General features: G+C 58.4%; 18 protein-coding genes. 10 read left to right on the top strand and 8 right to left on the bottom strand.

Annotation, left to right across the window (positions count from 1 at the left end):
• Positions 1–4: 4 nt before the first annotated feature.
• From KZ772_RS06055 to KZ772_RS06045, 3 genes are all read right to left on the bottom strand, one after another.
• Positions 5–802, bottom strand: coding sequence for a GGDEF domain-containing protein (locus tag KZ772_RS06055; protein ID WP_290538920.1), 798 nt, complete (start codon positions 800–802; stop codon positions 5–7).
• Between the two features lie 84 nt (positions 803–886).
• Complete coding sequence (locus tag KZ772_RS06050; protein ID WP_290538919.1) at positions 887–1,399, bottom strand: chalcone isomerase family protein; 513 nt, start codon at positions 1,397–1,399, stop codon at positions 887–889.
• Positions 1,381–1,932: a nuclear transport factor 2 family protein gene (locus KZ772_RS06045; protein WP_290538918.1), complete on the bottom strand. Its 552-nt coding sequence runs from the start codon at positions 1,930–1,932 to the stop codon at positions 1,381–1,383. The genes KZ772_RS06050 and KZ772_RS06045 overlap by 19 nt, the downstream gene beginning before the upstream one ends.
• 116 nt (positions 1,933–2,048) lie before the next feature.
• Here KZ772_RS06045 and KZ772_RS06040 point away from each other — a divergent pair, with 116 nt between their 5' ends.
• The 4 genes from KZ772_RS06040 to KZ772_RS06025 are packed head-to-tail and all read left to right on the top strand — an operon-like array spanning position 2,049 to position 5,633.
• Entirely contained in the window at positions 2,049–2,567 is a 519-nt protein-coding gene (locus KZ772_RS06040) for a DUF2878 domain-containing protein (protein ID WP_290538917.1), read from the top strand.
• Positions 2,560–3,333, top strand: coding sequence for a DUF1295 domain-containing protein (locus KZ772_RS06035; RefSeq protein WP_290538916.1), 774 nt, complete (start codon positions 2,560–2,562; stop codon positions 3,331–3,333). The genes KZ772_RS06040 and KZ772_RS06035 overlap by 8 nt, the downstream gene beginning before the upstream one ends.
• Positions 3,330–4,352, top strand: coding sequence for a cyclopropane-fatty-acyl-phospholipid synthase family protein (locus KZ772_RS06030; RefSeq protein ID WP_290538915.1), 1,023 nt, complete (start codon positions 3,330–3,332; stop codon positions 4,350–4,352). The genes KZ772_RS06035 and KZ772_RS06030 overlap by 4 nt, the downstream gene beginning before the upstream one ends.
• An 18-nt stretch (positions 4,353–4,370) precedes the next feature.
• Positions 4,371–5,633 carry a HAMP domain-containing sensor histidine kinase gene (locus KZ772_RS06025; RefSeq protein WP_290538914.1) on the top strand — a complete coding sequence of 421 codons (1,263 nt, stop codon included), beginning with the start codon at positions 4,371–4,373 and terminating at the stop codon, positions 5,631–5,633.
• Here KZ772_RS06025 and KZ772_RS06020 read toward each other — a convergent pair.
• From KZ772_RS06020 to KZ772_RS06010, 3 genes are all read right to left on the bottom strand, one after another.
• A complete protein-coding gene (locus KZ772_RS06020) occupies positions 5,630–6,469 on the bottom strand; it encodes a GAF domain-containing protein (protein ID WP_290538913.1) in 840 nt (279 codons plus the stop codon). The genes KZ772_RS06025 and KZ772_RS06020 overlap by 4 nt on opposite strands.
• Before the next feature lie 95 nt (positions 6,470–6,564).
• Positions 6,565–7,254 carry a response regulator transcription factor gene (locus KZ772_RS06015; RefSeq protein WP_290539519.1) on the bottom strand — a complete coding sequence of 230 codons (690 nt, stop codon included), beginning with the start codon at positions 7,252–7,254 and terminating at the stop codon, positions 6,565–6,567.
• Between the two features lie 100 nt (positions 7,255–7,354).
• A complete protein-coding gene (locus KZ772_RS06010) occupies positions 7,355–8,365 on the bottom strand; it encodes a helix-turn-helix domain-containing protein (RefSeq protein ID WP_290538912.1) in 1,011 nt (336 codons plus the stop codon).
• Positions 8,366–8,443: 78 nt separating this feature from the next.
• Here KZ772_RS06010 and KZ772_RS06005 point away from each other — a divergent pair, with 78 nt between their 5' ends.
• Positions 8,444–10,231: an acyl-CoA dehydrogenase gene (locus tag KZ772_RS06005; RefSeq protein WP_290538911.1), complete on the top strand. Its 1,788-nt coding sequence runs from the start codon at positions 8,444–8,446 to the stop codon at positions 10,229–10,231.
• 348 nt (positions 10,232–10,579) lie between these two features.
• On the opposite strand, the gene fabB is transcribed toward KZ772_RS06005, so the two are convergent.
• Together fabB and fabA are read right to left on the bottom strand one after the other, a co-directional pair.
• A complete protein-coding gene (gene fabB, locus KZ772_RS06000) occupies positions 10,580–11,794 on the bottom strand; it encodes a beta-ketoacyl-ACP synthase I (protein ID WP_290538910.1) in 1,215 nt (404 codons plus the stop codon).
• A 9-nt stretch (positions 11,795–11,803) separates the two neighbouring features.
• Positions 11,804–12,331: a 3-hydroxyacyl-[acyl-carrier-protein] dehydratase FabA gene (fabA, locus tag KZ772_RS05995; protein WP_290538909.1), complete on the bottom strand. Its 528-nt coding sequence runs from the start codon at positions 12,329–12,331 to the stop codon at positions 11,804–11,806.
• A 394-nt stretch (positions 12,332–12,725) separates the two neighbouring features.
• Here fabA and KZ772_RS05990 point away from each other — a divergent pair, with 394 nt between their 5' ends.
• The 5 genes from KZ772_RS05990 (at position 12,726) to adk (ending at position 17,642) form a co-directional block, all read left to right on the top strand.
• A complete protein-coding gene (locus KZ772_RS05990) occupies positions 12,726–14,696 on the top strand; it encodes a heme lyase CcmF/NrfE family subunit (protein ID WP_290538908.1) in 1,971 nt (656 codons plus the stop codon).
• Positions 14,686–15,228, top strand: coding sequence for a DsbE family thiol:disulfide interchange protein (locus tag KZ772_RS05985; RefSeq protein WP_290538907.1), 543 nt, complete (start codon positions 14,686–14,688; stop codon positions 15,226–15,228). The genes KZ772_RS05990 and KZ772_RS05985 overlap by 11 nt, the downstream gene beginning before the upstream one ends.
• Positions 15,225–15,674: a cytochrome c-type biogenesis protein gene (locus tag KZ772_RS05980; protein WP_290538906.1), complete on the top strand. Its 450-nt coding sequence runs from the start codon at positions 15,225–15,227 to the stop codon at positions 15,672–15,674. Before KZ772_RS05985 ends, KZ772_RS05980 begins: the two co-directional genes overlap by 4 nt.
• Positions 15,671–16,696: a tetratricopeptide repeat protein gene (locus tag KZ772_RS05975; RefSeq protein WP_290538905.1), complete on the top strand. Its 1,026-nt coding sequence runs from the start codon at positions 15,671–15,673 to the stop codon at positions 16,694–16,696. The genes KZ772_RS05980 and KZ772_RS05975 overlap by 4 nt, the downstream gene beginning before the upstream one ends.
• 289 nt (positions 16,697–16,985) lie before the next feature.
• Positions 16,986–17,642 (top strand): adenylate kinase, encoded by a 657-nt coding sequence (adk, locus tag KZ772_RS05970; RefSeq protein ID WP_290538904.1) that lies wholly within the window; start codon positions 16,986–16,988, stop codon positions 17,640–17,642.
• Positions 17,643–17,756: the final 114 nt, after the last annotated feature.

Here is a 17,756-nt window from a genome sequence, read left to right as displayed (position 1 = left end):
CGATTTAAGGGTTGTTTCTCTGTACGTCCGTACGGTCACGTCCTTCATTACGATTTTGATAAAGCGCATAGTCCGCTTCGTTAAGGAGGGGATTAATACTGCGGCCACTGTTTTCTGTACTGGCCACACCGATTTTTGCGCTGATTCTGACATTCTCCGGTTGCGATTCTCCTGGCTGCTGGCTTGTCAGCCTGATTCCGGCGGTGAGGGCACGCAGACCTTCGCCCATGCGGGCGGCATCATCGTAATTGGTGTGCGGGAGTACCAGCAGGAACTGGGCACCGTCGAAGCGCCCGAACAGGTCGCTTTCGCGAATTTTTTCACGAATGCATTCGGCAAAAAGACGCAGCGCCTTTTCACCGGTGTGACGTCCGTACTCATCCAGCAACTGGGTGAAGTCGTTAATCTCCAACAGCAGAATGGAAACGGTGTAGTTGTGGCGTTGGCTTAGCGCCAGCTCTCTTTCCAGCATGCTGATAAGGTGAGGGCGGTTGAACAGGCCGGTGAGGTGGTCTTCCCGGGCAAGTTGTTGCAGCTGGTGGTTCAGCCGGTCCATCGACATCAAGCGGCTGCTCATTAGATAAAGAGGGGGAGGCAACAACAGTAGCGGCAGTAAGGTGGCTAATACCAGGGCGGAAAGCCAGTCTCTTTCGCCAGCCACGAGGATGGCGATGCTGGTGAGCACCAGGGAAAGAAACACGGCACTGAAGGTAATCAGCAAGGTGCCTTTCAAGGCGGTGGTACGGTCGTGCCGGCTGGTCTGCCGGGCAGCAGAGGCCACCACATGGAACAGCTTGGACATGCTGTGATATCCCCAAACAAGATATTGATTTTTATGTAATCAGTATCCCGATTGCCTCGCCCAGGCGCAATAGCGGAGACGTAGTCAGGGGTTGCCCAGCAGGGCTTGCTTGAGGTTGTTTGAGTAGGGCTTTTCACCGAACCAGATTCGCAGGTAGGCCCTGGCGAACCGGTCTCCCTGTTCGGTGGTGAGCGGCTCATCATTGAGCATCAGCAACAGCTCTTCATCCTGATAGATCATGGCATAGGTATCACCATCGTCGATATCCCGGTAGTGGCTGTTGAAACGCTCAAACCGGGGCTTCAGCTGCTCAAAATCACGATCGTTGAGGTTTTTCTCAAGAAAATTCAGGGCCGCCTTGGCGAAGGCGTCGCCGGGGACCTCCCGGTTATAGCTGAACTCCAGCCTCATGGGGGCTGCCAGCAGGTTTTCCACATTGCAGTCCAGGCGAAGCAGGCGGGCTTCGCCCACAGTGATAAAGCGCAGTGCCTTTACATCGCTGCGGTGACATAACTGCCAGTCGCTTGCCTGGGCACTATTTCCCAGCAGGCCGGCCAGTAAAAGCAGAATGGGGAGGGTCAGTGATCGCGTAGCCATCGAGTCATTGGTCCTAGTAGTGGCAAATGCTGGTCCAGGCCCTGGCTGCTGTCCCAGAAATCCTGGTGAAAGAAAACCTGGCCATTTTGGTTGAAGCGCAGCTGGCTTATGCCGATGGTGCGCGACAGGCGTTCTCTGCCCAGCAGGGAGAAGTGTGCCTCCATGACCCAGACCAGATAGATCTGGTTGTCGTCGCGGATAACGTTCACCGGTTGCAGCGACATGTGGCTCAACCGATCGGCGGTAGCCAGCAGATGCTTCTGCAGGGTATTCCTGTCGCGAAGGGTGACCAGGGTATCGTTGAAGTACAGGTCGTTGGCATAGATCTGGTCCATGCTGCTGGCAATGCGGTCCTGATCCAGGGGGCTGTAGAAATCGATAAAGCGGGACAGGGTGGCGTCATCGGGAAGCACGGCGCTCCCGGCAGCATTATCGAGGCGTTCAAGATAGTTGTCGGTGTAGCCATAGGGGCCAAGCGGCGAAGAGCTGCAGCCCATCAGCAACATCGGCACCAACAATACACCTGTCAGCATTAATGATTTCATGAGACAACTTTGAGCGCGGTCAGGTGATTCGCCTGTGAAGGAATTTCACAGGCCATTGACGAGTGGCGGTGCACTGTTCGCTAATGAAACGATTACCAGCCCCTTTGATTATCAATTTTTTCGGCTTCCAGCTGTTGTGGGCGGCGGCGGTTCTTGGTGGTGCCCGTGACCTGTCCTGGCCATCCTGGGTTGTTTTAGGAGTGATGCTGGCCGGGCAGTGGTGGTTTGACCCTCGCTGGATCAAAAATACCACCATGCTGCTATGGGGCCTGGTGCTCTGTCTGTTGCTCGAACCGATCTGGCTTGGCAGTGGATTACTGGCTTACACCGGCTGGGATCACCCTTGGTTGGCACCGGGGTGGATTTGGGCATTGTGGCTGGGGTTTGCCGTGAGCTTTCACTACAGCTTGCGCTGGTTATGTGGCAGACCCTGGCTGGGGGCCGCGTTTGGCGCTGTAGGTGGTATGTTTTCCGTGACCATGGGCATCAGACTGGGAGCGGCAAGCGCGCCGCTTGAGTGGCTGCCCATCGCGATAACCTACGGTCTGGTCTGGGCGGTGGCGGTGCCGCTGCTTGCCTATGGAGCGCAACGTACCGGGGAAAGGGAACATCATCATGCCTGAGAGTCATTATCTGCTACTTATCGCCCTGCTGATCGTGGCGACGCTGCTGTGGTTGCAGCAGTTGCAGACCCGCAACGCGGGCTGGGTAGATGTGTTCTGGTCCTGGTCGGTGGGCGTAGTCGGGCTGATTTTCCTGGTGATGGGCAGTGGTGCTGCTCTGCCTCGCTGGGTGGCCGGGGGGTTGCTACTGCTCTGGTCCGTGCGTCTGGGCAGCCATATTTTTCGGCGGGTGGCCAGTGAGTCCCATGAAGATGGTCGCTATGCGGCCATGCGAGAAGCCCTGCAGGAAAAGACCCAGCCGGTATTCCTGGTGTTTTACTGGGGCCAGGCACTGCTGGCCTGGGGCTTTGCCCTTACGTTTTGGGTGATCGGCAGTCAGCAGCACAGTTATAGCCTCACCGTACTGGCAGGGGCCTGTTTGGGCGTTCTGGCGATTGCCGGAGAGAGCCTGGCCGACCGGCAGTTGGCGCAGTTCAAGCAGCGGCCTGACAGCACCGGGCGCACCTGCCGAGAAGGGTTGTGGCGCTATTCACGTCATCCCAATTATTTCTTCGAATGGCTGCACTGGTGCAGCTACCCGCTGATTGCCATTGGCGCCAGTCAGGGGGCCTGGCTGTGGTGTCTGCCGCTGGCCATGTTTGTGTTCCTCTGGTTCGTCACGGGCATTCCCTATACGGAAAAGCAGGCATTGAAATCCCGTGGCGACGATTATCGCGACTATCAACGCACCACCAGTGCGTTCTTTCCCTGGAGACCCAAAGCATGATGATTCAAATGGCGGAGTCCGGCCTGTTGCCGGATGCCTTGGTACGTTTCGGTATCCGGCGTTTGTTGGGAAAGCGGCTTGAACAGGAGCGACAGAAGCAGCGTCGTGATGACCTGGAAAGCACGCTGAAGCAGGGCCCGGTGGCGGTGGGTCAGGATGAAGCCAACGAACAGCACTACGAGGTGGATTCCCGTTTTTATGAACAGGTGCTCGGCCCGTACCTCAAATATTCCAGCGCTTACTGGCCCAAGGGCGTTAACGACCTGGCAGAGGCCGAGCGCACCATGCTGGCAATGACCTGCGAGCGGGCGGAACTGGACAACGGCCAGGATATTCTGGAAATGGGTTGCGGCTGGGGATCACTGACCCTGTGGATGGCGGAGCATTATCCCGGAAGCCGTATTACCGCCATTTCCAACTCGGCATCCCAGAAGGCCTTTATCATGGGGCGGGCAGCGGAAAAGGGGCTGACCAATGTGCGGGTGATTACTGCCGATGCGTCCCTGTATCACCCGGACCAGCCGTTCGATCGTGTGGTGTCGGTGGAAATGTTCGAGCACATGCGCAACCACACCGCCCTGATGGCGCGTATCCACGACTGGCTCAAGCCGGGTGGCAAGCTGTTTATCCATGTGTTCTGCCATCGCAACCTGACCTATCTGTTTGAAGATGAAGGCAGCAGCGACTGGATGGCCCGGTATTTCTTCACGGGCGGCATGATGCCCTCCTACGACTGGCTGCCTCATTGTGCAGGCAAGCTGGAGGAAGAGCAGCGCTGGGCCGTGAACGGCACCCACTATGCACGGACTCTGGAAGCATGGCTGGATCTGGCTGACCAGAAGCAGTCCCGGCTGATCCCGTTGCTGGATGAGGTATATGGCAACGGGCAAGGAAAGGTCTGGTTGCAGCGCTGGCGCATGTTTTTCATGGCCTGTGCGGAGTTGTTTGATTATCGTGGCGGGGAAGAGTGGTTTGTGGCCCATTATCTGTTTTGCCGTCCGGCGGATACCGCTGGCTGACATTGTTGAGCATCCTGCATGAAGAAAACCGGCGTCCAGCATCGTATTACCCGTGTCTATCTGTTGCAGCTGTTGCTTATCAGTCTGGCTACGGTGCTGGGGGTGTGGGCCACGGCCAACATTATCGAGCAGGTACTGGTCAAGCAGGCGTTGATCAAGGAAGCCGAGCACTACTGGAGCCTGCTGGATGAGAACCCAACGCAACCACGTCCCAATACCCGCCATCTTTTGGGGCTGTTGACTAGTGAGGATGTGAAAGATGATATCCCGCAGGTGCTGCAGTCCTTGCCAGATGGTTACCAGCGGGTGGACCTGGCCGGCGAGCGCCCGATTGTCTATATCGAACGGCAAGAGGATGCCCGGCTCTACCTGATTTTCGATGAAAAGCGGGTATCGGTGCTGGCATTCCTGTTCGGTATTCTGCCGCTGACGGGCGTGCTGCTGGTGATCTATATCACCTCCTTTCTGGGCTGGAAAAAATCCCGCGACCTGTTGTCGCCACTGGTACAGCTTGCCGACCGTTTACGGCACACCCCGGTGGAAGATCCCAGCATTGCGCGGCCGGACCTCAGTGGCATTGATGCGGATACGGACAGCGAAGTGGCGGTGCTGGTGGCCGCCCTGGATGCCTATGCGGACAGGCTGGTGAGCTTCGTGGAGCGCGAGCGGCAGTTCACCCGTGATGCCAGTCATGAGCTGCGCACGCCGCTGGCGGTGTTCCGTGCCAACCTGGAATTGCTGGTTAGTCAGATCGGGGATCGGCCATTGATTCGCCGCATGGAAGATACCGTGGAAGACATGGAGGCGACACTGGAAACGTTGCTGATGCTGGCTCGTACGGAACAGCGCCAGCCGGACAGCGAGGATGTGATCGTCAACGATCTGGCGGTGAATCTGATGGAACGCCTCAGCCCGCTGGCCGACCGCAAGCAGATTCGCTTGCAGGTGCGCCAGACTGCCTTGTTAACAGTCCATAGTCCGGAAGTGGCGTTGACCATTGTGCTCACCAACCTGGTGCGCAATGCCATCAACTACAGCGGCTCCGGCGACGTCACCATCCTGGTGGCGGAAAACACCGTGCACGTGGTGGATTATGGCGCGGGGATGGATGCGGATGAGTTGGCGCGGATTCTAAAACCTTTCGAGCGCGGGCAAAGTCAGGAGGCCGGCCACGGCCTGGGGCTGGCTATCGTACAACGCCTGTGTGAGCGCTATCACTGGCATCTGATGGTAACCAGCGCCCCCGGCCGTGGTACGGAAGTGGCGATCCGTTTTTCCTAGCCGCTGATCAGCTTTTCCCGATCGATACGTACCAGCAATTGTTTGGCATTAAGTGCGTCACGAATACGATCTGCCACGCGGGAGGATTTTTCCTCGTTGGTGTCGGCAAGAAGAATGCCGAAGCGGTTGTTTCCCAGGTGGGCAATGCTGTCCTGCTCACGCAGCAGCGCGGCCAGGGAATCGGCAAGTGTCAGGCTGCTACCGTCTTCCGGTGCCTGTAAATACAGCACTGACGCTTCCAGACCAAAATCCCGACAGTTGCTGGCTTCCTGCCGGCAAATATCCTTCCAGCCTTCCTTGCCTGGCAATCCGGTGTCGTCACATCGGTCCGGGTGCTCCACAAAAGTGGTCAGTCGTTTTTCCCTGGCTTCTCGCACCGCGTTGTTGAGCAGAAAACTGATCAGGGCGGCGTCGTGGGTAAGGGCAGGCAGGGCTGCTTCCAGGCTGGCAGGCTGGGCCTGGGGATCGAATGCGCAAAGGGTGCCGAACAGGCGATTCTCACCGTCCACCAGGGGGAAGCCGATGTAGGCAGCAACATCCAGGGACTCATCGACTGGACCCAGTGGAAAATCCGGATGAGCGCTCACATCGGAGACAATGCAAGGCTTGCCCAGCTCAACCATCCGCACGCAGTAGCTGTTCCGATGGCGCAGTCGATCCCCCCGCTGCAAGCCATAATGACCGTCTCTCACGCGCAACAGCACCAGGTCTTCTCCGCTTAGGCGAGTAATCATCCATGTGGTCATGCCGAACCGTTTTTGCAGTTCGGCCAGATGCGCATCAAGCAGCGATTGGCAGTTGGTATAGGCTGGCAGAGTGATCACGTCGGCAGACATAAGGGGCTAGGCATATTGTTATTTTTGCACATTGTCAGGCTCTTGAGGCACAGAGTGCAAGCCCTGTCGTAGACAGGGCGCTTTCCAGAGACCAACTATCCGGCTGTGGGGCGATCTTCCTGAATGCTGAAGCCGACACCGGGCAGAGTATTGAGCAAGGCATTATCAAAGGGCTTGTCCACCGCCTTGCGCAGATTATACAAGTGGCTGCGCAGGGCATCGGAATCCGGCACCAGATCCCCCCAGAGTTCATGCTCCAGCTGTTCACGGCTGACCACCTTGGGGGACTCACGCATCAGGATGCGCAGGATCCGGAAGGCGGTGGGAGACAGTTTCAATAACTGGCCGTCGCGACGGACTTCCTGCCGGGCCGGGTCCAGTTCCAGATCTGCCACCTGCAAGGTGTTGGCGGTGACTTCCTTGCGTTGGCGGCGAACCAGAGCGGAGACCCGGGCTGCCAGTTCCGGCAGCGCAAAGGGTTTGACGATATAGTCGTCGCCACCCCGGTCGAAACCTTCCAGCTTGTCTTCCAGCTGATCGCGGGCTGTCATGAAGATTACCGGCAGATCCAGGGACAGATCCTTACGCAGGTATTGGCAGAAGCTGTAGCCGTCTTCGCCGGGCAGCATCACATCCAGCAGCATCAGGTCGTAATGATGCTCCTGGACCAGTTCCCGGGCCAGGCTGGTGTTGCCGGCATAGTCCACCGTGGCACCTTCCTGTTCCAGAAATTCCACCACAGTCTGGGCCAGTTGGCGATGGTCTTCCACGAGTAAGATGGACAGGTTTTCCACGGGCTTTCTCCTTTGTAGTTATGGCCATCATCAGGCCCGAGTCGTCAAGATGCCGTCAAGGTTCTTCACGTTGGTCGCCAGGGGCGTCCTTTCAGTCTGTAAGGGCTCCGGTACGGGCAAAGCGTTGCCGGTAATGGCTGGGCGACAGGCCGGTATGGCGTTTGAACAGACGGGAGAAACTGCTCACGTCCTGATAGCCCACCTGCTCGGACAGTTTGGCCAGGTTATTAGTGCCACGTTCCAGCATCTTGCGGGCTGCCTCGATGCGAACCCGCTGCAGGTATTGCAGCGGTGGTTCGCCCAGAGTGGTGGTGAAACGGCGCTGCAGCTGGCGCGGGCTCAGATGTACCATTTCTGCCAGCTGGCCCAGGCTGGTACTTTCCTTGTAGTGCTCATGGATCCAGGCCTGGATGGTCTGTACCTGGTCATCCTGGTGGTAGCTGTGGGCGGGCAGGCCGGCGTAGATACTTTGCAGGTCATTGCGCACATCAATGACAAAGGCTCGCGCCAACTCCCGGGCAAGGTCGGCGCCACAATAGCGCTCCACCAACAGGATGGTCAGATCCCGCCAGGCGGTACCTCCGCCGGCGCAAAAAATATTGCCATCGCGGGTGATTAGTTCGCGTTCGTTGAGTTTGACCTGGGGATAGTGATGGCGGAACTGCTGGCTGAAGCCCCAGTGGGTGGTCGCGGTCTTGCCGTCCAGCAGGCCGGCTTCGGCAAGCAGGAAGGCACCGGTACAGTTGCTGGCCAGATCTGCACCGCCCTGATACAGGAAACGTAGCCAGGGCAATACCTCCTGCTCCTGGGCCAGTACCGTTTCCAGCTTGCCGCCGATGGTCGGCACGATCACCAGGTCAGCCTGATCCAGTTGCTCCAGGGAGCAGTCCACCGCCATGCGGATGCCGTTGGTGCAGCGCACCGGGTTACCGCCCCGGGAAACCACTTTCACCTCGAATTGCCGGTTCAGTGGCTGGTCGTGGATGCGGTTCCAGGTCACCCCGGTCAGGTTGAACAAATCCACCACCCCGGTGAGGGCGGAGGCAAAAACGCCATCGAAGGCTAATACGGCTACTCGATACATCGTGTCGTATTCCACCATGAATTAGTCATAGGCGACAATGCCAGATCAGCAAGGGGGATGGCAAGCTGTTCCACCTGAATTAACCGGAGCCAAACCGTGAGTGATGTGATTCTCGATCGTCGTGATCTCAGTTTTCAGCTGTTCGAGGTGCTGGACACCGACACCCTGTTTCAGCGTCCCCGTTTCCAAGAACACAGCCGTGAGACGATCGAAGCAGCACTGGATACCGCGGAGAAGCTGGCCCGGGAAAAATTCGCCAACCACAACAGCCTGGCCGATAAGGAAGAGCCTGCTTTTGTAGACGGCAAGGTAGTGATGCGCCCGGAAGTGAAAGACGCATTTGATGCTTATATCAATGCGGGCTTCCTGTCTTCGCGGGCCAGCTTTGAAGAAGGCGGCATGCAGCTGCCAGAGATTGCGGCGGCGGCCTGCAAGGGCATGTTCACCTGCGTGAACCCCAGCTCTACCGGCTATGCGTTTCTGACGTCAGCGGCGGCCAATGTGATCCGCAATTTTGCCAGTGATACCCTGAAATCACAGTTTCTGGAGCCGATGATGGCGGGGCGCTTTACCGGCACCATGGCGCTGACCGAGCCCCATGCCGGCTCATCCCTGGCCGATATCCGCACCCGTGCGGTGCCCCAGGAGGACGGCAGCTATCGTCTCAAGGGCAACAAAATCTTTATTTCCGGCGGTGATAACGAACTGGCGGAAAATATTGTCCACCTGGTGCTGGCCAAGATTCCCGGTGGCCCGGAAGGGGTGAAGGGTATTTCCCTGTTTGTGGTACCCAAATATCGTCTCGATGCCTACGGCAATTCCGGTGAACGCAACGACGTAATACTTGCCGGCCTCATCCATAAGCTCGGCTACCGTGGCACCACCAGCACCGCGCTGACCTTTGGCGATAATGATGACTGCCACGGTTATCTGGTGGGCGAGCCCCATCAGGGCCTGCGTTACATGTTCCAGATGATGAATGAAGCCCGGGTAGGGGTGGGCTTTGGTGCCGCCGTGCTGGGCTACCGGGGCTATCGTTTTGCGCTGGATTACGCCCGCGATCGCTTGCAGGGCCGGCACCCGGACGACGCGGATTTCAGCAAACCGCAGGTCCCCATCATTGAACACGCGGATGTGAAGCGTCTGCTGCTGACCCAAAAGGCCTACGCGGAAGCGGCCATCGCCATGAGTTTCTATGGCTACCGTCTGGTGGATGACATCGAGACTGGTGATGAGGCAGCGGCGAAGGATGCCCATCTGCTGCTGGATCTTCTCACGCCGGTACTGAAAAGCTGGCCCTCGGAGTTCGGTGTCAAAGCTAACGACATGGCTATCCAGGTGTTTGGTGGTGCTGGTTATACCCGCGAATACCCGGTGGAACAGGTGTGGCGTGACAACCGACTCAATCCCATTCACGAAGGCACCACCGGTGTGCAGGGCATGGACCTGTTGGGCCGCAAGGTGTGGATGGCCAATGGCAAGGGGCTGCAACTGCTGGCCCAGCGAATCCTGGCCGATGTGGATCGCACTACCGATGAGCGTTGTCAGCCGTTTGCCGAGGCCCTGAAAGCCATGCTGCCCCGCGTGGAAGCGGCCACCGCCGCCGTCGGTAGGCTAATGGCAGAGCAGGGGCCGCGCATGGCCCTGTCCAATGCCAATGCCTACCTGCAACTGATGGGGCATATCGTGGCTGCCTGGATGTGGTTGCGACAGGCCAATGCGGCTGCCGCTTTGAGTGCGCCAGAAGACGCGGATTTTGCACAAGGAAAATTGCAGGCGGCTCAGTTCTTTTTCCACTGGGAACTGCCCCGCGTGGAACTGGATGCGCAACGGCTGATCGATGCCGACGACACCTTTATCAATATGGAAAGCCGCTGGTTCTGATTGCTGAACATTGTGTGCCTATCGTCATCAGGCTCGGGACCTGCCTCGGCAGGAGTAGCTGTGACGGTATTTTCAAGCCTCCTCCCCGGAGGCTTTTTTTTGGATTGCAAACACCGGCCGATTTCCAAAATGTAGGGTGCACTGAGCCTAAGCGAACTGCACCATCAAACGCCGGATTGGTGAAGTTCGCTTAGGCTCAGTGCACCCTACGAATAAAGGAAGGTTTTCGTGGACTCGAAGCGATGCAAGGCGGCCTTGCAAAAACAAATACCCCAAATAAAAAGAGCCCGGCAATGCCGAGCTCTTTTCCGCTGTTAACTATTAATTGTTAACTATTCACTGCCTTTCTCACTCTTCCCACTTGCGCAGTACCAGGCTGGCATTGGTGCCACCAAAACCAAAGCTGTTGCTCAGCACGGTGGCTGGGCCGCTATCCTTGCCCTGCACCAGAATCGGCAGTCCTTCCGCCTTTTCATCCAGAGTTTCGATATTGGCGCTCAGGGCGGTGAAGTCATGCTGCATCATCAGCAGGCTGTAGATGGCTTCGTGAACCCCGGCGGCGCCCAGGCTGTGACCAGACAGGCTCTTGGTGGAGCCGATGTCCGGGCAATTGTCGCCGAACACTTCACGAATGGCTTTCAGCTCGGCCACATCGCCCACCGGGGTGCTGGTGCCGTGGGCATTGATGTAATCCACCTGGCCATCCATGGTGGCCAGAGCCTGGCGCATGCAGCGGGCGGCGCCTTCGCCGTTGGGGGCGACCATGTCATGGCCGTCGCTGGTGGCGCCGTAGCCGATCACTTCCGCGTAAATTTTTGCGCCGCGTGCCTTGGCATGCTCCAGTTCTTCGACCACCACCATGCCGCCACCGCCGGCGATGACAAAGCCGTCGCGGCTGGCATCGTAAGCCCGGGAAGCAGTTTCCGGCGTGTCGTTGTACTTGCTGGAGAGGGCGCCCATGCCGTCGAACAAACAGCTCAGAGTCCAGTGCTCCTCTTCACCGCCACCGGCAAAAACCACATCTTGCTTGCCCAGTTGAATCTGCTCTACCGCGTTGCCGATACAGTGGGCACTGGTAGCACAGGCCGAAGCAATGGAGTAGTTGATGCCCTTGATCTTGAAAGGCGTGGCGAGGCAAGCAGAAACGGTAGAGGCCATCACCCGTGGCACCATATAGGGGCCAACACGTTTTACGCCGCGATTGCGGGCGATGTCAGCCGCTTCCACCTGATTGAAGGAGGAGTGGCCACCGGAGCCGGCAACCAGGCCGGTACGCTCGTTGCTGACCTGATCTTCCTCCAGCCCCGCATCGTTGATCGCCTGTTGCATGGCGATATAGGCATAGGCAGCAGCATCCCCCATGAAACGGCGGGGTTTGCGGTCAATGAAGTCGTCCAGCGCGATGTCCGGCGTGCCGGCGACATGGCTACGCATGCCCAGCTCTTTATACTCTTCCTTGAAGCGAATGCCGGAACGGCCTTCACGCAGGGACCGGGTGACGCTGTCGGCATCGTTGCCCAGGCAGGAGACAATGCCCATTCCTGTGATGACTACGCGGCGCATGATTGACTCCTAAAATCCGTCGGTGGAAGTGAACAGGCCCACGCGCAGGTCTTCGGCAAGGTAGATGTCCTTGCCGTCCACACTGACGGTGGCATCGGCAATGCCGAGAATCAGCTTGCGGGAAATCACCCGTTTCACATCCAGTCTATAGGTTACCTTCTTGGCGGTGGGCAGAATTTGCCCGGAGAACTTCACACTCCCCACGCCCAGGGCGCGGCCGCGGCCCGGATGGCCCAGCCAACCCAGTAAAAAGCCCAGCAACTGCCAGGTGGCATCCAGGCCCAGGCAGCCGGGCATTACCGGGTCACTCTCGAAGTGGCATTCGAAAAACCACAGGTCCGGGCGAATATCCAGCTCAGCGATGATTTCGCCTTTACCGTACTTGCCGCCCTGATCACTGATATGGGTGATACGATCCATCATCAGCATGTTTGGCAGAGGCAGGCGGGCATTGCCGGGCCCGAAAAGCTCGCCGTGGGCGCAGGCAAGCAGGTCCTCGCGATCGTAGGAGGATTTCTGTTCTGTTGTAGAGCTCAAAGTCTTACTCCGTGAAGGCCCGATGGCACATTCCGAGTATATGGATGATTTATGACGTTTTATCTTCACCGTTATGACGATCTTACGGTGTCATGATCGAACGCATACTAGCAAAGCCAAGTGAAAGCATACGAATAGCAAGCGTCTCAAAATATGTCGAAAGGATGGCTTTACCGAAAATGACCGATGAACGGACAATAAAGACGCTGGTCTATGCTTCCTGAGGATCAATTGCGGCTCGGGAGCCGCTGAAATTGCCTTGAGTTGTTCAGTGGCTCCCTCCACGCCACGGACTTGCAATTGCCGGACCATGTACCGATGCTATGCGCGCCGGACCGCGCGTAACGGCGGTTTGACAGGCATCGGACAGTAAAAAGCGGATTGAGGAGCTCTTGTGGCGGCAGAAATCGGGCATCTATCCCTGTGGTTGGCACTGGCTGCAGCCCTGTGTTTATCGATATTCCCGTTAATCGGGGTGCATCGTAACATCCTCGCTCTGCAATGGTATGCCCGGCCGCTGGCCTGGGTGCAGTGGTTGGCACTGACTCTCTCCATGGTCAGCCTGGGCTATAGCTTCTACATAAACGACTTCTCCGTGGCCTATGTGGCCAATCACAGCAATTCCGCGTTGCCGCTGGCCTATCGGCTGTCTGCCATATGGGGTGGCCATGAAGGCTCGCTGCTGCTGTGGGGCTGGATGTTGGCGGGCTGGGCGGCCATTGTCGGGGTGCTCAGTCGCAGCGTTCCCTTGCACATGGTGGCCCGGGTGTTGTCAGTCATGGGCATGATTTCGGTGGGCTTTCTGCTGTTCATGCTGCTTACCTCCAATCCCTTTGATCGCGTTCTGCCCTGGTTCCCCCTGGACGGTGCAGACCTTAACCCGTTGCTGCAGGACCCGGGGCTGATCATTCACCCGCCCATGCTTTATATGGGCTATGTGGGATTCTCCGTGGCCTTTGCCTTTGCTGTGGCCGGGCTACTGGCCGGCAACATGGATCCGGCCTGGGCACGCTGGGCCCGACCCTGGACCACGGTGGCCTGGAGCTTTCTCACCGTGGGCATCGCCCTGGGCTCCTGGTGGGCCTATTACGAACTGGGCTGGGGCGGTTGGTGGTTCTGGGACCCGGTAGAAAATGCCTCACTGCTACCGTGGCTGGCGGGCACTGCACTGATTCATTCCCTGGCGGTCACGGAAAAACGCAACATGTTCCGGGCCTGGACCGTGCTGCTTGCCATCATCGCGTTCTCCCTGAGTCTGCTGGGAACCTTCCTGGTTCGCTCCGGAGTGCTGACCTCGGTGCATGCGTTTGCCAATGATCCGGAGCGGGGCACCTTTATTCTGGTTTTCCTGAGTGTAGTGGCGGGTGGCGCGCTGACCCTGTTTGCCTTTCGGTCCTCCGCCCTGACCAATAACAAGGGCTTCAAACCGGTGTCTCGGGAAGCCTTTCTGCTGGGCAACAACCTGATTCTGCTCACTGCCACCTTTGTGGTGCTGGTAGGCACTATCGCCCCGTTGTTCTTCGAAGCCATGGATCTGAAGATCTCCATTCGCAGCCCTTACTTCAATGGTTTCTTCGTGCCGCTGACCCTGGTGTTGATCCTGTTGATGGTGCCGGGGGTGTTCAGTAACTGGAAGCGCCAGGATGGCAACGGCCTGCTGAAAAGGATGGCTCTGCTGGCTCCGGCGGCGATCATCGCCGGCTGGTTTGGCGCACAGCTTCCCGAGCCCTCACCCTGGCAGGGTGTGCTGGCCATCATGCTGGCCCTGTTCCTGGTGTTTGCCCATATGGATGACGTGGTGCGCCGGGCCAGAGCCTATGGTCAGGGGGTCTTTACCGGCCTGGGCAAGCTGGGGCGTGGTTACTGGGGCATGGTCATGGCTCACTGTGGCCTGGCGGTGTTGGTGGCCGGTATTACCCTGGTGAGCTTCCATGAAGTGGAAAGGGATATTCGCATGGGGCCGGGCGATCAGGCTGCAATCGGTGATTATGAGTTTACCTTCGACAGCATGGATCGTTACGACGGCCCCAACTTTGATGCCACCCGGGGCCACTTCCACGTCACCCATAAAGGCGAACCGGAAGCTATCATGCATCCGGAAAAACGCACCTATCACGCCAGTGGCCAGATAATGACAGAAGCGGCCATCGATGCGGGTTTCTGGCGTGACCTGTATGTGGCCATGGGTGAGCCACTGGATGATGGTCATGCCTGGGCAGTGCGTATCTATTTCAAACCCGGGATTCGCTGGATCTGGCTGGGAGCGCTGATCATGGCGCTGGGCGGCGTCGTGGCCCTGTCCGACAAGCGCTACCGCCGCCAGCGATTTGCTAGCAGCGAAGAAGGAGTCTCCCATGAAAGCTAATTCTCCCTGGGTATTCCTGCCGCTGGTCGGCTTTGTGTTGCTGGCGGTGCTGTTGGCCAGTGGCCTGGGTCGTGACCCGCAGGAGCTGCCATCGGCACTGGTGGGCAAACCGGTGCCGACCTTCAGCCTGCCGTCGTTGATGACCGACGAGACCCTGACGCAAGATTCCCTGAAAGGACGCTGGCAGTTGCTCAATGTCTGGGCCACCTGGTGCCCAACCTGTTATGTGGAGCATCCCTTCCTGCTGGAACTGGCCGCCCGGGGTGTTGCCATTGCCGGGTTGAATTACAAGGATGACAGCGATCCGGCCCGCCAGTATCTGGCAGAGCACGGCAACCCCTTCACCCATGTGATTGTGGATGCAGATGGTCAGTTGGGTCTGGATCTGGGCGTTTACGGCGCACCGGAAACCTTCCTGATCAATCCTGACGGCGAGATTGTGCTGCGCCACGCCGGCGACCTGAATGCGCGCGTGTGGCAGGAGAAATTTGTGCCCTTGCTTGACCAGCGCCAGCAGGGGGGCGAAGCATGAGGAAGATCCTGCGTATCGCTTTTCTGCTTTGCGTATCGCTGTTGGCCATGGCCGCCACCGATATTTATCAGTTTGATACCCCCGAGCAGGAACAGCGTTTCCGGATATTGCTGGATGAATTGCGTTGCCCAAAATGTCAAAACCAGAGCCTTGCCGATTCCGATGCGGGCATTGCCCAGGACATGCGCGCCCGGGTCGAGACCATGATCAAGGAAGGCAAAAGCAATGATGAGATCGTGGACTACTTTGTTGCCCGTTACGGCGATTTTGTCAGCTACCGTCCCCCGGTAACGCCTACCACCTCCATTCTCTGGCTGGCGCCCTTGTTGTTGTTGGGCAGTGGCGCCGTGGTCATCGTGCTGCTGCTGCGCCGCGCCAGTGCCAGGGTGGATGACAGTGATGCCAGTGATGACAGTGACATCAATCAGGGGGGGACCGGTAAATGATGTGGATAGTGATTGCGGTGGTCCTGCTGGTAGCCCTTGGCGCCCTGATATGGCTGCTGTGGCAACGCGAAGCTCGCAAGGCGGGCAAGGTAATGCGCGGTGCCATTGGTATCCCGCTGGTCGTGGTGCTGTTGGCTGCTGCCGGTTATGGCCTGGTCGGCTACAACGAACACACCGGTGATTGGCTCGCCGACCAACAGGAATACCGGTCAGTGGCCCGTGCCATTATTGCCGGCCAGTCACCGGAGCGTGCCGCATCGGATGTGCCTGTCGGTGCCCTGGTGCGTGTCCTGCAGGCGGAGCTGGTAAAGGATCCGTCGGCCATGGGCTGGTACGCACTGGGTTCCCTGTACGATCAGCTCGGTGCGCCGGAGCAGAGTGAAGAGGCCGCCCGCAAGGCTGTGGCCATGAGCCCGCAGGAGCCGGCCATGCATCTGTTACTGGCCAGGGCTCTGATCCAGAAAGCCGGTGGCAAATTGACTGACCCGGCCCTGGCAGAATTGCGTTGGGTACTGGACCGGGAGCCCGCCCACGATGGTGCCTGGATGATGCTGGCCATGTCCGCGGATCGGGCCGGGCGCTATAGCCTGGCCGAGCAGGGCTGGGAAGCCCTGTTATCTCGGCACAGTGAGGGTGAAACCGGTGACCTGCTGCGTCGGGGCCTGGAAAATGCCCGCCAGCAAAAGGCGCGCCAGGAAAAGTTTGCGGATATCCAGGCAATCGTTAAGGCGGATGATCTGCCCGCCGGAGGCACGGTCTTTGTTTATCTCCGCGAAGCCGGCAGTAGTGGCCAGCCTCTCGCTGCCCGTCGCCAGGTGGTGCCCCATTTCCCCGCCACCGTGTCGTTGTCATCCCGGGACTGGCTGCAACGCTACCCCGATGATACTGCGGAGCTGGTTATCGGCGCCCGTTACACCCCGGCACCCGGCGGGGCAGTGGACCAGGCTGCCATCATGGCCCCGGTAAAGCCGCTGAAACTGCCCCAGGATGGCCCGGCTGCGCTGGTCCTTGAGCGCCCCTGATCCAACTCTCTTCCAAGGGTGCTACCAAGGTAGCACCCTCCTATCACTTGTGAAGAACGGGGCCTCAGGGTAAAGTTGCACCCCTTCGGAGGCCCCTGAGTGGGTCAAACGGAAGGTTCTGCAACAATTTCGCGTCGTCAAAGTGCCCAGCTCTGCGTTAAAAAGCCCGAACCAGTTTTCTGGTGCTGTGCTTTATCGCCTTGGCTGGAGCTCTGGCCGGGCCTGCTTGTGACAGAACGTTTCTTTTGACGATCAGTGCCTTTTCGACCACAGAACGATGGAGAATCCTATGCGTGTCATCCTGCTTGGTGCTCCCGGTGCGGGCAAGGGCACCCAGGCGCAGTTCATCAAGGAACAGTTCAATATTCCTCAGATTTCCACTGGTGACATGCTGCGCGCTGCTGTTAAAGCAGGCACTCCCCTGGGTTTGGAAGCCAAGAAAGTGATGGATGCCGGCGGTCTGGTATCCGATGACATCATTCTGGGCCTGGTCAAAGAGCGTATCAGCCAAGACGATTGCGCCAACGGTTTTCTGTTCGACGGGTTCCCCCGCACCATTCCCCAGGCGCAGGCGCTGGTGGAGCAGGGCGTGGATATCGACTTCGTGGTTGAAATCGATGTGGATGATGAAGAGATCATTGAGCGTCTGAGCGGTCGCCGCGTTCATCCTTCCTCCGGTCGGGTTTACCACGTCAAATACAACCCGCCGAAAGAAGACGGTAAAGACGATGAAACCGGTGAAGAGCTGGTTCAGCGTGATGACGACAAGGAAGAGACTGTCCGCAAACGTCTTGAAGTGTATCAGTCCCAGACCCGCCCGCTGGTAGATTTCTATCAGGACTTGGCCAAGAAAGACGATGCCAAGGCTCCACGCTATGTGCGCGTGGCTGGTGTTGGCTCCGTGGATGATATCCGCAATCGCGTGTTGGACGCCCTGAAAGGCTGAGCCGCCACACCTGGCGATTGACGACAAAAGGGAAGCCTGAGGGCTTCCCTTTTTTGTGGGCGACTGTCCCTGGCGTGATGGCAGGAGGCGGGTAAGCACCCCTGCTGCTTGGCC

The sequence above is a fragment of the Alcanivorax sp. genome, assembly GCF_019431375.1.
GTDB lineage: Bacteria > Pseudomonadota > Gammaproteobacteria > Pseudomonadales > Alcanivoracaceae > Alcanivorax > Alcanivorax jadensis_A.
Note: the sequence above shows the minus strand (reverse complement) of the source record. Positions and strands in the feature narration are given on the sequence as shown.